This window comes from Streptomyces sp. NPDC030809 (assembly GCF_055572195.1).
Map to the genome: position 1 here is coordinate 197,312 of NZ_JBVIDV010000016.1, position 15,663 is coordinate 212,974.

Sequence of the window (15,663 nt, forward strand, 5' to 3'; positions counted from 1 at the left end):
AGCCGGTCCCGCCCATGCTTCTTCCACGCCTTGACCGTCAGATCCCCCACAGACCCCCCTCAGCCGCAGCCATCCCCACAGAACATGGCAACAGCCCGAGCGCCGGCCGACAAGAAGGCCTCAGAGCATGCGGTCAAACTTCCCCTACTTCATCAAGGGCGCTTCCGCCGCCAAGGCGGCGTCGCGCGCCCGTCGCCCCGGGCCTGCGCTCCTGTCTCCGCCCCGCTCCCGCCCGGACCGCCGGCCGCGCGCCAATGGGCTGAGGGCTTGATGTGGGTGAACCCGGCCTGAGCCGTCGGCTCCCCGTCACAGATGGATGCCTCCGGCGGGGGCGCACCGACTCCGGGATGACCGGGGCCCGTCCTGCGTCTGCCGGCCGGTTCGTGGTGGGGATGACAGCAGGGCGCCCTGTGGCTAGCGCGATCCGCGTCGATCCCAGCGCTCCGGGGCCCAACGTCCGAAAAACATACGGCTGTGGCTCCTATCCGATCTACGCTTGCCGCCATGGCGAGCTCCTCAAGCGTGAGCAGGACGTGCGGCTGGTGCAACGTCCGCTGTCACATGACTCCTTGGCACGAACCGATTGAGTTGTCCTATGACGATTGGCAAGCTGTCCCTGTACACATCGCCTTCAAGTGCGATGGCTGCGGACGCCTGAGTCTTGCGACTGGAGTCCGCAAGCGTAAGTCCTACGGCAGCGGCCACGAGGTACACGTCGATGACTCTTCGTTCTGGCTACCGCATCAGGCCGGACGCAAGGAGTTTCCCGATGTGCCTGAGCCCATCGCTGGCATTGCGACTGAGGCGCACCAGTGCCTAACAATCAGGGCGAACCGAGCCGCAGTAGCACTGGCGCGGTCCGTGGTTGAAGCCACGGCAAAGGCTAAAGGGATCACCAGTGGATCACTGGCCAACAAGATCGATGCCCTTTTTGCTCAGCAGTACATCAGGGAGCATGTGAAGGAGGCGGCCCACGAAGTGCGATTCGGCGGGAATGAGGTCGCACACGGAGATCTCACGGCAGAGCCTGTCGATGGGGCCACTGCCTTCGAGATCCTCGGGCTGATGGACGAAATTCTTGAAGAGGTATTTCAGTCACCGGCTCGGGTAGCCCGTCGCAAACAACTGAGGCTCGAACGAGCACGGCGCCAAGCCGACGGCGCGTCGCCTACGGAAGCGCCCATGGCAGCGTCCGGGACGCAGCCCAGGGAGTGACCACATGGGTGCTGATGAGGGCTCAGGCTCTCATCCGCCCCCGGAAAGGTCGGCGCACCTCAACCGCTGCAACCGGCATTGAGCCTTGGCGGCTCGGAGGAGCCGAGAAGCGGCCGGAATGACGGCCCTGACCGGGCTACGGAACAGACGCGCAGCAATCGAGCGCCCTCCCGGGCCATCTCTGGGCCGTGGGAGGGCGCTCGTTAGTGACCAACGAGGACAACTGGTGGCGGCTCAGCCGCTGGTCAGCGCGTTGATCGGCCGCCCGGCCACAGGTCAGGGCGGCGGGGGCGTCACTTGTGGCCGGCCTGAAGGATCGGTCACCTAGGCCATACCGCGAGACGGGGGCTGGTCACAACTAGCTGACCAGCGCCTTGAAGCGCCGATACAGCAGGGGGTAGTCGTGTACCTGCGGCGGGACTTCCGGCTCCGCCGGCGGCGGGTCTGCCGGAGTCCAGTTGATCGCCTCCAGAACGTCCTTCACCAGTGTTTTGAGATCTTCATCGTCAAGCGCGATGACGTAGCCACGGTGATCCAAGGCCGTGTCTCGACACCTACTGAGGAAGTGCTCCTTATCCTTGAAAGCCCGGCACGCTAGAATCCCGAACTGACCTCGGAGTGGAGAAAACCTGGAGGACAGCTGATCCATCTCCGGATTGCTGACGTCGCCACCATAGTTCTTGCATTCCACGTAAACATACGTCGACGCGACCTTATGAAGTGGCAGGAATCGGAAGAATCCAGATCGGGACAGGTTCGTGTACGAGATGTCGATCCGCTTCCGCCCCCCATGGATTTCCTCTTCTAGCTCCGGCATGGCAAGAGAAGGATAGAAGAGTGCGCTCAGGAGGGCCCCGACCCTATGGTGGTAGTTGTTTGCTTCCGCCGGCCCAGTCGGCGTGCTGAGCACATTACCAAGGAGGGCTTCATAGTCCGGCAGGGGCGTATTGCTGACCTCACTGAGGTCTTCGTGCGAGATCGGCTCTGGTGCCACCTTCTTTTTCAGGTCCCTGTAGTGCGCATAGACGTCGGGCCGCTGAAGCGTCTCTCGAATTAGGTCACCCTTCGAAGATCCATAAAACTCTTCGATGTCCTTCTTGTAGACCTTTTTCGAGCCGTCCTTAAGGGTGCGAACAAGACTGCTACCCACCTTCCCTTCCTCCTCCGCTTGAAGGGCAGGCACCAGGTGGTTGCGAAAGTAGTCACCGCGAGAAGAGTGCATAGATCGGCGCACAATTACCTTTGGGACAAGCAGCAGTTTCGCGCCGTCAGCCACAGGCAGCTTTACATAACCCTGTTCCCATTTGCACGTCTGAGGGTTCCACACTGCGCCACTGGCGATCCCCTCTTCCAGCGGGATCCCATGCACTGCGGCCATCTGCTGCGTGTACTTGATTAGGGGCCCTCGGATGATGTTCGTCGTGATGTCCGAGATTATGTCCTTGTCGACCTTGTCCAAGAAGAAGGAAGTGTCTTCCAGGTCTTCGATAAGGCCGGACTTGGCAGCCTCGCTCGCGGCCAGTTTTTCCGCGAACTCCACCCCCATCCTCTGCCCGAACCCCCTCCCTGCGCTCTTTCCCTTCGAGATTCCGAGATGCGTCTCGTTGGGTTCTCCGAGGTTGCCAAGGAGGTGGGTCGATCGGCCTTTGTCTCCATGCCTAACCGCGTCCAGAACGCTGTCGAAGAACGTGGTCAGCATGATGAGGCATTCTTTGCCCCAGTCATCGGCCAGGTGCCGGATCGCTCCAGGATCCACGTAGACGGGCACGTCGTTCACGGTGTCGACGTCGACAAAGTCAAGCGTCCCCTGCGTGCGGCCGAGGTTGTAGTACTCCGAAACGCGCATGAGCCCCCCTGATTGATCAGACTGAGCGACAGAGCCTCTGCCTACCCGCACGGTAACCCTCTGTAAACACCCGATTGGTCTAGGGTTGGATGGAGGCGGCCAGCAGCAGTGGCGCAAAGCGACGCTCTGACACCGCGCGCGGCCTATTCATGGACTGACCGGAGCGCATGCTCAGTCCGTGAGGCTGTGACCTGCTGAAACGCGTGAGGCTCAAGGCCCCTCCTGAGCCGTGTGGCAGGTTCGAATCCTGCCGGGGGCACTTCGGGAGAAGTGCCGAAAGACCCCGCCGCCAGCAGCAACGCTGGGGGTGGGGTCTTGGTGTATGTGGGGCGGGTGCTGCTGGGGGAACCTGGGGGCGGTTGTGCAGGCGCGAGGTCCGTGCGGTTCGGGCGGGGGTCGCTTTGGCTGGTCGGCAGGACCTCGGTCCGCCGGGTCCGTCTCACGCATCCCGCCACGCCTGGCGGTGCCGGGCCACGGAGTAGATGTGCTCCACCTTCCGGGCGTCCAGAACTCCGCTGCGGTGTGCGAGAGCCGCCAGGCTCCGGTCGTCGTACACCTGCACTTTCTGCCGAGGCGAAGCGAAGTCGACCGCCGCCGGCTGTACGAAGATCAGGAGTGGGGTCACGTCAACCGGGAACCCGCAGTGCGCCGTCAGGACTCCGGCCGCGCGCTCGGCCTCCCGCCGGGCCTTCTTCGGGAGGGGGTGCCCCGGGCCGTGATCGACTTTGACGACGTCGTCGCCGACCCAGACCTTCCGCCCGCGGAAGTTCTTCGTGTTCAAGGTGAACACCCCGCCGGGGCCGATCAGCAAGTGATCTATGTCGTGCTGCGGCGGCAACGGCACCGAGTGCAAGACCTCCCAGCCGTGCCCCAGGAAGCGCCGCAGCTCCTTCCCGACCTTCCGCTCTCCCACCAGGCCCTTGCGCCAGCTGTCCATCTCCGACGGGCGCCGCAGCGCCACGTCGAGCATCCGCCGAGCCGGCCCGGGCCCCTCTGCGTCCAGCTTCCGTTTCAGAGCCTCACCGGGCCTGTGCCGCGCCAGATCGTCCGCGTCGGCCAAGGGCGGTAGCGAGGGAGGCAGCGCAGGGCGGGGAGGGGGAGGTGGCGCCTGAAAAACGGGCTTCGAAGCCCTCCCCGCCGGGGGTGCGTTCGTGCCGCCCTCCTTCGGCACGTACCGAACGAGCGCCTTCAACACCTCTGCCTGCATTTCCGGACGCTTCAACTCCAGATGCCCGCTGACCTGATCGAACCAGGCCACCTCGCCGCCATCGGCTGCATTCACGTACAGCCGGTCGCGCCCGTACCTCTTCCACGCCTTGACCGTCAGCTCCCCCACAAGCCCCCCACAAGCCCCCCTCAGCCTTGGCCGTCCCCACTGAACATGGCAACAGGACAAGCAGCCCCCCCACAAGAAGGCCTCCGGGCGTGGGGTCGGACTTCGGGAACGGCCGGGAACGGCCGGGAACGGCCGGGAATGGCCGAGAACGGCTGAAGGCCCCGCCCCCCAGCGGGAGCGCTGGGGGGCGGGGCCTTTGTCCACGGGCCGGCCAGGGCGGCGGTGGGTCAGTCTTCGGTGGGGGTGTCGGACGGCTGGGTGGTCGGGTCCGGGGCGGCCGTCTTTTCGCGCATCTTGCGGAGGAGCTCGGCCTTCTGGTCGGCGGCGGTCTTGCGGTCGAGGTTGCGGTGGGGGCCGTTGTTCTGGCGTTCGGTGCGGGACTGGCGCTTGCGCTGGCCGCCGCCCTGGCCCACGGGGTTGTTGATGTTCTTGCTCTTGGTCACGGGTTCTCCCGGTCGTGATGTGCAGTGGTCTCGTGCAGTGATCCGCGGATGCGGTGGTGCGGGCCTCGGCCGGGGGCCGTCACGCGCGCACTCGGCATCCGGGTGTGGAGAACATGGCGATGACGTTACCCGGTCCGGGGGAGGGCCGGCGGCTTGCCGGCCCGCGGCATTCGGGCTGGTGGGGGCAGGGGGCGACCACATGGCGAAACCGTTCGCGGTGGGGTGGGGGTCCTCGCCTAGGCTGGGGCTGTGACCCCCGCAGAGCTTTCCCGGAACGTCGTGCGTGCTGTGCGTGGCGCCGTCGAGGACGGGGAGCTGCGCGTACAGGTGCCCGCGCGGGTCGTGGTCGAGCGGACCCGGCCCGGCGGGGTGGGGGAGTACGCCTGCAACGTGGCGCTGCGGATCGCGCGGGAGGCCGGGAGGCCGCCGCGGGAGGTGGCCGAGGTGCTGGCCGGGCGGCTCGCGGGTACGGCCGGGATCGCCGGGGTGGAGATCACCGGCCCCGGGTTCCTCAACTTCTCGCTCGGCGGGCAGGACGACCTGCCGGCTCTCGTGGCGGCGCAGGGGCGGCGGTACGGGCACTCCGACGCGCTGGCCGGAATGCGTTTCCGGTTCACCGAGGGGGGCGGGCTGCGCGGGGAGGTCGTACGGGCTGCCGTCGGGCGGTTGCTGGAGGCCCAGGGGGCGCGGCCGGCGGACCCGGCGGACCCGTCGGATACGGCAGCCCCGTCCGTTCCTGCGGAGCTGTCCGATCCGGCAGTCCCGTCCGACCCGGCAGACTCGGCGGCCCCTGCGGCCCCTGCGGCCCCTGCGGCCCCCGCCGACCCGGCCGGCCCGGTCGGCGTGTCCCCCCGTGTCGGTCCTCCTCCTCTTTCTTCTTCTCCTTCTCCCGTGCAGACCCTGCACCTCGACGTGGCCCCCCTGGCCCGCCGGGACGTCGATCTCGTGGAGCGGCTCGGGCGGGACGACGCGTACTGGCTGATGCTCGCCGTCGCCGGCAAGGAGACGGTGACGGTGCGGGGAACCGGGCCCGGGGCCCTGCCGCAGGACGAGGGGAACCCCTGCTTCCTGGTGCGGTACGCGCACTCGCGCGCCCGCGCCCTCGTGCGCAACGCCGCCCTGCTCGGTTTCGGCCCCCGTGCGCACGATTCGGCCACCCCCACCCCCGCCCCCGCCGCCAATCCCACCCCCGCCCCCGACCTCACCGTCACCCCTGCCTCCGACCTCACCGTCACTCCCACCCCCACCCCCGCCCCCGACCCCACCCCCGCCCTCCGCGCCGCCCTCGCCGAGTACCCCCTCGTGCTGGAGGCCGCGGCGTATCGGCGGGAGCCCGAGCGGGTCGGGCGGCATCTGGTCGTGGTTGCCGATGCGCTGCTTTCCGCCTCGTACGACGTGCTGCCCAAGGGGGACGAGAAACCCTCGGCCGCCCACCGCTCCCGGCTGGCCCTCGCCGAGGCCGCCGGGACGGTGCTGGCCGGCGGCCTGTCCCTGCTCGGCATCGACGCACCCGACACCCTGTAAAGCAAAGAGAGAACCGACGATGAGCCGTTCCGCGCACCCCGCAGGGCCCCGCCACGGGGACGTGCTCCCCGAGAGCCACTACACCGCGCCGCCCGCCGACCTCAACGCCCTCGACGAGAAGGTGTGGTCGAAGACCGTCACGCGCGGTGCCGACGGCGTCGTGGCCGTCGGCGGCATCGAAGTCACCAAGCTGGCGGAGGAGTTCGGCACCCCGGCGTACTTCCTCGACGAGGCGGACTTCCGCGAGCGCTGCCGCGCCTGGGCGCACGCCTTCGGCCCGGACGCCGACGTCTTCTACGCCGGCAAGGCCTTCCTCTCCAAGGCGGTCGTCCGCTGGTTGAAGGAGGAGGGGCTCAACCTCGACGTCTGCTCGGGCGGTGAGCTCGCCACCGCGCTCGCCGCCGGGATGCCCGCCGAGCGGATCGCCTTCCACGGCAACAACAAGTCGGCCGCCGAGATCCGCCGGGCCATCGGGGCGGGCGTCGGACGCATCGTCCTCGACTCCTTCCAGGAGATCGCCCGCGTCGCGCACACCGCGGCCGAGCTCGGGGTCCGCCAGCGCGTGCAGATCCGCGTCACCGTCGGAGTCGAGGCCCACACCCACGAGTTCATCGCCACCGCGCACGAGGACCAGAAGTTCGGCCTGGCCATCACCGACGGCACCGCCGCCGAGGCGGTCCGCCGCGCCCTCGGCCACGAGAGCCTCGAACTCATCGGCGTGCACTCGCACATCGGCTCGCAGATCTTCGACATGGCCGGCTTCGAGGTCTCCGCCCGCCGCGTGGTCAAGCTGCTCGCCGACGTGCGCGACGAGCACGGGGTGGAGCTGCCCGAGATCGACCTCGGCGGCGGCCTCGGCATCGCGTACACCTCGGAGGACGACCCGCGCGAGCCGCACGAGATCGCCAAGGCGCTCTCCGAGATCGTCACCCGCGAGTGCGAGTCCGCCGGGCTGCGCACCCCCCGCATCTCGGTGGAGCCGGGCCGCGCCATCGTCGGCCCGACCGCCTTCACCCTGTACGAGGTCGGCACGATCAAGCCGCTGGAGGGGCTGCGCACGTACGTGAGCGTGGACGGCGGCATGTCGGACAACATCCGCACCGCCCTCTACGACGCCGAGTACAGCGTGTCCCTGGTCTCGCGCACCTCCGACGCCGAGCCGATGCTCACCCGGGTGGTCGGCAAGCACTGCGAGAGCGGGGACATCGTCGTGCGCGACGCGTTCCTGCCCGAGGACCTCGCGCCGGGGGACCTGCTGGCCGTGCCCGCCACCGGGGCGTACTGCCGCTCCATGGCCAGCAACTACAACCACGCCCTGCGGCCGCCGGTGGTCGCGGTGCGGGACGGGGCGGCGCGGGTGATCGTCCGCCGCGAGACGGAGGAAGATCTCCTGCGTCTCGACCTCGGATGATGAAATAGGCATCTCACGCACTGGACAGAGGGTGGAAACTTGTGTCCAGTGCGTGAGACTGGTTCGTACCTGGCCGGGAATGTCCCCCGGCCGGGGGAGCGGCCTGCAGGGCGCAGGCCGTGTTCTGACGAAAGGCGTAGGTCGAATGATGCGTACGCGTCCGCTGAAGGTGGCGCTGCTGGGCTGTGGAGTGGTCGGCTCAGAGGTGGCGCGCATCATGACGACGCACGCCGACGACCTCACGCAGAGGATCGGTGCGCCCGTGGAGCTCGCGGGCGTGGCCGTGCGCCGGCCCTCCAAGGTCCGCGAGGGCATCGACCCCGCGCTGGTCACCACCGACGCGACCGCCCTGGTCAAACGCGGGGACATCGACGTGGTCATCGAGGTGATCGGCGGCATCGAGCCGGCCCGCACCCTCATCACCACCGCCTTCGAGCACGGGGCCTCGGTGGTCTCCGCGAACAAGGCCCTGCTGGCCCAGGACGGCGCCGCCCTGCACGCCGCCGCCGAGCAGCACGGCCGGGACCTCTACTACGAGGCCGCCGTCGCCGGCGCGATCCCGCTGGTCCGCCCGCTGCGCGAGTCCCTCGCCGGCGACAAGATCAACCGGGTGATGGGCATCGTCAACGGCACGACGAACTTCATCCTCGACAAGATGGACACCACCGGCGCCGGCTACCAGGAGGCGCTCGACGAGGCCACCGCCCTCGGGTACGCCGAGGCCGACCCGACCGCCGACGTCGAGGGCTACGACGCCGCCGCCAAGGCCGCCATCCTCGCCGGCATCGCCTTCCACACCCGCGTCCGGCTGGACGACGTGTACCGCGAGGGCATGACCGAGGTCAGCGCGGCCGACTTCGCCTCCGCCAAGCGGATGGGCTGCACCATCAAACTGCTCGCCATCCTGGAGCGCGCCGCGGACGGCGAGTCCGTCACCGCGCGCGTCCACCCGGCGATGATTCCGCTCAGCCACCCCCTCGCCTCCGTGCGGGAGGCCTACAACGCCGTCTTCGTCGAGGCGGATGCGGCCGGGCGGCTGATGTTCTACGGTCCGGGCGCCGGCGGTTCGCCGACCGCCTCGGCCGTGCTCGGCGACCTCGTCGCCGTCTGCCGCAACAAGCTCGCCGAGGCAACGGGGCCCGGCGAGTCGGCGTACACCCAGCTGCCGGTCAGCCCCATGGGCGAGGTCGTCACCCGGTACCACATCAGCCTCGATGTGGCGGACAAGCCGGGCGTCCTCGCGCAGGTCGCGACGGTGTTCGCCGAGCACGGAGTGTCGATCGACACCGTGCGGCAGCAGGGCCATCCGGAAAAGGCCGGCGACGGGGCGAGCCTCGTCGTCGTCACCCACCGCGCGCCCGACGCGGCCCTCTCGGGGACCGTTGCGGCGCTGCGCAAGCTCGACACCGTGCGCGGTGTCGCCAGCATCATGCGTGTTGAAGGGGAGTAAAGGACCCATGAGCAGCAATCGCACCCACCAGTGGCGAGGCATCATCGAGGAGTACCGGGACCGGCTTCCGGTCACGGACACGACTCCGGTGGTCACGCTCCGCGAGGGTGGCACTCCGCTCGTCCCGGCCCAGGTCCTCTCCGAGCGCACCGGCTGCGAGGTGCACCTCAAGGTCGAGGGGGCGAACCCCACGGGGTCCTTCAAGGACCGCGGCATGACCATGGCCATCACCAAGGCCAAGGAGGACGGCGCCAAGGCCGTCATCTGCGCCTCCACCGGCAACACCTCCGCGTCCGCGGCCGCGTACGCGGTACGGGCCGGCATGGTCAGCGCGGTGCTGGTGCCGCAGGGCAAGATCGCCCTCGGCAAGATGGGCCAGGCGCTCGTGCACGGCGCGCGCATCCTCCAGGTGGACGGCAACTTCGACGACTGCCTGGACCTGGCCCGCAGCCTGTCCGAGAACTACCCGGTCGCCCTGGTCAATTCGGTGAACCCGGTGCGCATCGAGGGCCAGAAGACGGCCGCGTTCGAGATCGTGGACGCGCTCGGCGACGCCCCCGACATCCACGTCCTGCCCGTCGGCAACGCGGGCAACATCACCGCGTACTGGAAGGGCTTCAAGGAGTACAAGGCCGACGGCCTGGCCACCCGTACGCCGCGGATCTGGGGCTTCCAGGCCTCGGGTTCGGCCCCCATCGTGCGCGGGGAGGTCGTCAAGGAGCCGCACACCATCGCCACCGCGATCCGGATCGGCAACCCGGCCTCCTGGGACTACGCCCTGCAGGCGCGGGAGGAGTCCGGCGGCTTCATCGACGAGGTGACGGACCGCCAGATCCTCGCTGCCTACCGGCTGTTGGCCTCTCAGGAGGGCGTCTTCGTCGAGCCGGCGTCGGCCGCTTCGGTGGCCGGTCTGCTCAAGGCGGCCGAGCTGGGGCTCGTCGATCCGGGGCAGAAGATCGTGTGCACCGTCACCGGCAACGGCCTCAAGGACCCCGACTGGGCGGTGGCCGGCGCTCCGCAGCCGATCACCGTTCCGGTGGACGCCGAGGCCGCCGCGGCCCGCCTGGGCCTGGCGTAGCCGCCTTCCGGCTCCGTACGCGGTGCCGTACGGGCCGTACGGGCCTTCCGGCTCCGTACGCGGTGGCATACGCGGTGCCGGGCCGGGTGTGCCGCCGCCGCCCGCGGGGAAACCTGCGGGCGGCGGCGGAGCCCGTCCGGACGCGTGCCGGAGGGCCGGGGACCGGCCACACCGGCACACAACCGGCCATTGATGGCCGAAAACCGATGCCGTACGGGCGTCCCCGCGGGCGCCGGGGCCGGCGTACCGCCTGGCGGAAGGCCCTCCCAAGCCGCCTGAAACGCGGTGAAAACGCGATAAAGAGGCACAGCGGGGTTCCGACACGCATCGTGCGCCTCCTGTGCGCCCTATGTCGCGACAGAACCTTCCTTCGATACGCTGTACTTACATCCGTCCGCCGCATATGCCGTGCCGATACTGCATATGCCAGGGTTCCGCCCGCAGCGGCCTGTGGATGTCGTACCTTCTGCAGTACATTCGCCGCGAAATCTCGCAGCCAGTCACAAGGAGTGTCATCGAGCGATGGCCGGTCCAGCGTTCCGCGCCGCCGCCGTACGGGTGCGCGTCCCCGCCTCCAGTGCCAACCTCGGCCCGGGCTTCGACGCCCTGGGCCTGGCCCTGGGGCTCTACGACGACGTCGTCGTCCGGGTGGCCGACTCCGGCCTGAACATCGACATCGCGGGCGAGGGCGCCGACACGCTGCCCCGCGACGAGAGCCACCTGCTGGTCCGCTCGATGCGCACGGCCTTCGACCTGCTCGGCGGGCAGCCGCGCGGCCTCGAGGTCGTCTGCGCCAACCGCATCCCGCACGGCCGCGGCCTCGGCTCCTCCTCCGCCGCCATCTGCGCCGGCATCGTCGCCGCCCGCGCCGTGACCATAGGCGGCGAGGCCAAGCTCGACGACGCCGCGCTGCTGGAGCTGGCGACCGAGATCGAGGGCCACCCCGACAACGTCGCCGCCTGTCTGCTCGGCGGCTTCACCCTCGCCTGGATGGACGGCGGGTCCGCCAAGGCGATCACGATGCAGCCGAACGATTCCATCGTTCCGGTGGTCTTCGTGCCCTCGAAGCCGGTGCTGACCGAGACGGCGCGCGGCCTGCTGCCGCGTACCGTCCCGCACGTCGACGCCGCGGCCAACGCCGGCCGGTCCGCGCTGCTCGTCGAGGCCCTGACCCGGCGCCCCGAGCTGCTGCTGCCGGCGACCGAGGACCGTCTGCACCAGGAGTACCGCGCCCCGGCCATGCCGGAGAGCGCCGCCCTGGTGAACCGGCTGCGCGCGGACGGCGTCCCCGCAGTCATCTCCGGCGCGGGCCCCACGGTCCTCGCGCTGGTCGACAACGGTGCGGCCGACAAGGTCGCGCTGCTCGCGGGCGAGGGCTGGGCGGCCAACCGGCTGGCCTTCGACACCGCGGGTGCGAGCGTGCTGCCGCTCGGCGCCTGACCGGCCCGGCCGGCGACCGTCGGAGCGCTCCTGCACAGGGCAGGCGGGAGCGCTTGCGCCGGTGAGTCTTGCGATTGCCGGTGAGTGAGAGGGGGAATGTCTGTTGGATCCGGTAGTGTTAACCTCAAGTACGCATCCGAAGCCTTTGCGGCTCGGTGCTCAGTGTCCCCATCCGGGACCACCTTTCTTCCGGGAGCCTCCCCAACTGCTTTGATCACTGCCAGGCAGTTTCGAGCACGCTCCGGAATCGGCGTGTAATTCCCACGCTTCCAGCTGGGGGGCTTCTCGCCGGAACCCATGCACTGAATTCCTCCGCCGTACCCCGTTCCGGGTTCCGGCGGACCACCGCCCCGGCACGGTCCAGACAAAAGGGCCGAGGCCGGACAGCACAACCGGTCGCCGAGCCAGACAGGCCGACGTCCGCTCCAGGGAAGGACCCTTCGTGAGCGACACCACCGATCTGATGGGCGTTGCCGACAGCTCTGTCGACACCAGCGCGCCCGCCGCGGGCTCCGCCCCCAAGCGACGCCGCTCCGGCACCGGCCTTGAGGGCATGGTCCTGGCCGAGCTGCAGCAGGTCGCCTCGGGCCTCGGTATCAGGGGCACCGCGCGGATGCGCAAGAGCCAGCTGATCGAGGTCATCAAGGAGGCCCAGGCCGGCGGGGGCAGCGCCCCCAAGGCCGCGGACTCCGCCGAGGCCGAGGCCAAGCCGAAGCGCCGCGCCACCTCCAAGGCCCGCGCCACCGAGGCCGCCGAGACCCCGGCCGCTGCCGAGAAGGCCGCCGAGAAGCCGGCCGCCCAGCAGCAGATCGACATCCCCGGCCAGCCGGCCGGTGCCGACCAGCCGGTCGGCGAGCGCCGCCGCCGCCGGGCCACCGCCCCCTCGGGCAGCCCGGAGCAGGCCGCCCCGGTGCAGGCCGAGCCGAAGACCGAGACGGTCCAGGCCGAGGCCAAGGCCGAGGCCGGCGCGGTCCAGACCCAGGAGGGCGCGGCCGAGGGCCGCGGCCGCCGGGACCGCCGCGACCGCGGTGAGCGCGCCGACCGCGGCGAGCGCGGTCAGCGCGACCGCCGCGACCGCACCGCCAAGGGCGACGAGCAGCAGGGCGGCGGCCAGCAGGCCGACCGCCAGGACCGCCAGGACCGCCAGGACCGCGGCCAGGGCGGCCAGCGCCAGCAGCAGGGCGGCCGCGGCCAGCAGGGCCGCCAGGACAACGGGCCGCAGGACGACTTCGACGACGAGGGCGGCCGCCGAGGCCGTCGCGGCCGCTACCGCGACCGCCGTGGCCGCCGCGGCCGCGACGAGTTCGGCCCGAACGAGCCGCAGGTCGCCGACGACGACGTCCTGATCCCCGTCGCGGGCATCCTCGACATCCTGGACAACTACGCGTTCATCCGGACCTCCGGCTACCTGCCCGGTCCGAACGACGTGTACGTGTCCCTCGCCCAGGTCCGCAAGAGCGGCCTGCGCAAGGGCGACCACGTCACCGGCGCGGTCCGCCAGCCCAAGGAAGGCGAGCGCCGCGAGAAGTTCAACGCGCTCGTGCGCCTCGACTCGGTCAACGGCATGGCGCCGGAGTCCGGCCGCGGCCGTCCCGAGTTCCAGAAGCTGACCCCGCTCTACCCGCAGGACCGGCTCCGCCTGGAGACCGACCCGGGCGTGCTGACCACCCGCATCATCGACCTCGTGTCGCCGATCGGAAAGGGCCAGCGCGGCCTGATCGTGGCCCCGCCGAAGACCGGCAAGACCATGATCATGCAGGCGATCGCCAACGCGATCACCACCAACAACCCCGAGTGCCACCTGATGGTCGTCCTGGTCGACGAGCGTCCGGAAGAGGTCACCGACATGCAGCGGTCGGTCAAGGGCGAGGTCATCTCCTCGACCTTCGACCGCCCGGCCGAGGACCACACCACGGTCGCCGAGCTGGCCATCGAGCGCGCCAAGCGCCTCGTCGAGCTGGGTCACGACGTGGTGGTCCTGCTGGACTCCATCACCCGCCTGGGCCGCGCGTACAACCTCGCGGCGCCCGCCTCCGGCCGCATCCTGTCCGGTGGTGTCGACTCGACCGCGCTCTACCCGCCGAAGCGCTTCTTCGGTGCCGCGCGCAACATCGAGGACGGCGGCTCGCTGACCATCCTGGCCACCGCGCTGGTCGACACCGGCTCGCGCATGGACGAGGTGATCTTCGAGGAGTTCAAGGGCACCGGCAACATGGAGCTCAAGCTCGACCGGAAGCTCGCCGACAAGCGCATCTTCCCGGCCGTGGACGTGGACCCCTCGGGCACCCGCAAGGAGGAGATCCTCCTCAACAGCGAGGAGCTCAACATCGTCTGGAAGCTGCGCCGGGTGCTGCACGCGCTCGACTCGCAGCAGGCGATCGAGCTGCTCCTCGACAAGATGAAGCAGACGAAGTCGAACGCGGAGTTCCTGATGCAGATCGCGAAGACGACTCCGTCGAACAACAACGACTAGGACCCAGGCCCCGCCTGACCCGGTCTCAGGCCGCCCCGTCACCCAGTGACGGGGCGGCCTTGTCGTTGCTCCCGGCCCGAAGCGGAACGCTCCGGATAACGGCCAGGTCTCCTTTGTCACCGCCGTGTCTCGGAATGGTCATGGGGTCAACTTACGCTCGCTTTATGCCCGTTATTGATTGGAGCCGGGCGTGAGCACGCCATAAGATCGCCATGCCGCACGTCGGGGGACATCAGCCGGACTGTCGACGACAGACGACAGCCGGGCTCATGGGCGGCCGGCAGGACCTCCTGCCCTCATGCCGCAGCCGGGTCGAACCGGAATCCCTTCCCCGCGTGCCCGAGTAGCCGTTCCCACGGGGAGTCTGAGTGATCTTTTCCACGTCCGTGCGTCGCATTGCCGCCGCCGGGTTCGCGTCCGCCATCGCCGCCGGCCTGATGGCCACCTCCGCCGCGCCGGCCGGTGCCGCCGCAGCGCCGAAGGCCGACGCCGAGGCCATGCGCATCATCCAGAGCGCCACCACCGGCACCGACCGCCCCGAGCGTGACTCGTACATCATCGGCGGCACCAAGACCAGCATCAAGAACTACCCGTACATGGCGCAGCTGTTCGTCGAGGTCAGCCCGGGCCGGGTGTCCTTCTGCGGCGGCGCCGTCGTCAACTCCCGCAAGATCCTGACGGCCGCGCACTGCGTCAACGGCCGCAACTTCGCGCGCAACGGCGTCGTCGTCACGGGCGCCACCCGCCTGGCCTCCGGCTCCAACCTGTACGGCGGCAAGGTCTTCCGCGTCAAGAAGCAGTGGCAGCACCCGCGTTACAACGCGCGCACCTTCGACAACGACATCGCGGTGCTGACCCTGGCGGCGTCCACCCACGCCAAGCCCATCAAGGTCACCACCTCCGGTGACAAGGCCTCCTACCGCCCGGGCACCAAGGCCACCGCGGTCGGCTGGGGCCGTACCAGCTCCACCAGCCAGAACATCTCGACCTACCTGCGCCGGGCCACCCTGCCCATCCAGGCGGACTCGAAGTGTTCCAGCCCGTCCGTGTGGGGCAACCGCTTCATCAAGGGCCACATGCTGTGCGTGGGCAACAAGACCACCGGCAGCGACCGCACCACCGTCGCCCCCTGCAACGGTGACTCCGGCGGCCCGCTGGTCGTGAACGGCCGCGTCGTGGGCGTTACGTCCTGGGGTGTCCTGAACTGCGTGCAGAAGGGCCTGTACCCGGTGTACGCGAAGTACAGCACCTACGCGAACATCGTTGCGCCGCAGCTGCGCAACTGACGGCACCCCTCTGCCGTGAGGCGCCCCGATAAGGAATGATCGGGTCCGCCTCCAAGTACCTCCGGCGGGGGGGGGGGGGGGGGGGGGGGGGGGGGGGGGGGGGGGGGGGGGGGGGGGGGGGGGGGGGGGGGGGGGGGGGGGGGGGGGGGGGGGGTGGGGGG

General features: G+C 69.7%; 11 protein-coding genes. 8 read left to right on the plus strand and 3 right to left on the minus strand.

Annotated features, from left to right (window positions below; all coding sequences use genetic code 11):
- Positions 1 to 561: 561 nt before the first annotated feature.
- Positions 562 to 1,215, plus strand: coding sequence for a DUF4145 domain-containing protein (locus tag ACZ407_RS22195; RefSeq protein WP_468130742.1), 654 nt, complete (start codon positions 562 to 564; stop codon positions 1,213 to 1,215).
- Between the two features lie 358 nt (positions 1,216 to 1,573).
- On the opposite strand, the gene ACZ407_RS22200 is transcribed toward ACZ407_RS22195, so the two are convergent.
- The 3 genes from ACZ407_RS22200 to ACZ407_RS22210 form a co-directional block, all read right to left on the minus strand.
- Positions 1,574 to 3,061 carry a hypothetical protein gene (locus tag ACZ407_RS22200; protein WP_468130744.1) on the minus strand — a complete coding sequence of 496 codons (1,488 nt, stop codon included), beginning with the start codon at positions 3,059 to 3,061 and terminating at the stop codon, positions 1,574 to 1,576.
- 439 nt (positions 3,062 to 3,500) lie between these two features.
- A complete protein-coding gene (locus ACZ407_RS22205) occupies positions 3,501 to 4,397 on the minus strand; it encodes a nuclease-related domain-containing protein (protein WP_468130746.1) in 897 nt (298 codons plus the stop codon).
- Between the two features lie 227 nt (positions 4,398 to 4,624).
- Entirely contained in the window at positions 4,625 to 4,840 is a 216-nt protein-coding gene (locus ACZ407_RS22210; protein ID WP_468130748.1) for a DUF6243 family protein, read from the minus strand.
- 279 nt (positions 4,841 to 5,119) lie between these two features.
- On the opposite strand from ACZ407_RS22210, the gene nrtL reads away from it, so the two are divergent.
- The 7 genes from nrtL (at position 5,120) to ACZ407_RS22245 (ending at position 15,502) form a co-directional block, all read left to right on the plus strand.
- Positions 5,120 to 6,364 (plus strand): ArgS-related anticodon-binding protein NrtL, encoded by a 1,245-nt coding sequence (nrtL, locus tag ACZ407_RS22215; protein WP_468130750.1) that lies wholly within the window; start codon positions 5,120 to 5,122, stop codon positions 6,362 to 6,364.
- Positions 6,365 to 6,383: 19 nt separating this feature from the next.
- On the plus strand, positions 6,384 to 7,775 hold the full coding sequence (gene lysA / locus ACZ407_RS22220) for a diaminopimelate decarboxylase (RefSeq protein WP_468130752.1): 1,392 nt from the start codon (positions 6,384 to 6,386) through the stop codon (positions 7,773 to 7,775).
- 148 nt (positions 7,776 to 7,923) lie between these two features.
- Positions 7,924 to 9,225, plus strand: coding sequence for a homoserine dehydrogenase (locus tag ACZ407_RS22225; RefSeq protein ID WP_468130800.1), 1,302 nt, complete (start codon positions 7,924 to 7,926; stop codon positions 9,223 to 9,225).
- A 7-nt stretch (positions 9,226 to 9,232) separates the two neighbouring features.
- Positions 9,233 to 10,303 (plus strand): threonine synthase, encoded by a 1,071-nt coding sequence (gene thrC, locus ACZ407_RS22230; protein ID WP_468130754.1) that lies wholly within the window; start codon positions 9,233 to 9,235, stop codon positions 10,301 to 10,303.
- 522 nt (positions 10,304 to 10,825) lie between these two features.
- Positions 10,826 to 11,743 carry a homoserine kinase gene (gene thrB / locus ACZ407_RS22235; protein ID WP_468130756.1) on the plus strand — a complete coding sequence of 306 codons (918 nt, stop codon included), beginning with the start codon at positions 10,826 to 10,828 and terminating at the stop codon, positions 11,741 to 11,743.
- Positions 11,744 to 12,185: 442 nt separating this feature from the next.
- Positions 12,186 to 14,216, plus strand: coding sequence for a transcription termination factor Rho (gene rho / locus ACZ407_RS22240; protein ID WP_468130758.1), 2,031 nt, complete (start codon positions 12,186 to 12,188; stop codon positions 14,214 to 14,216).
- A 386-nt stretch (positions 14,217 to 14,602) separates the two neighbouring features.
- Positions 14,603 to 15,502 (plus strand): S1 family peptidase, encoded by a 900-nt coding sequence (locus ACZ407_RS22245; RefSeq protein ID WP_468130760.1) that lies wholly within the window; start codon positions 14,603 to 14,605, stop codon positions 15,500 to 15,502.
- Positions 15,503 to 15,663: the final 161 nt, after the last annotated feature.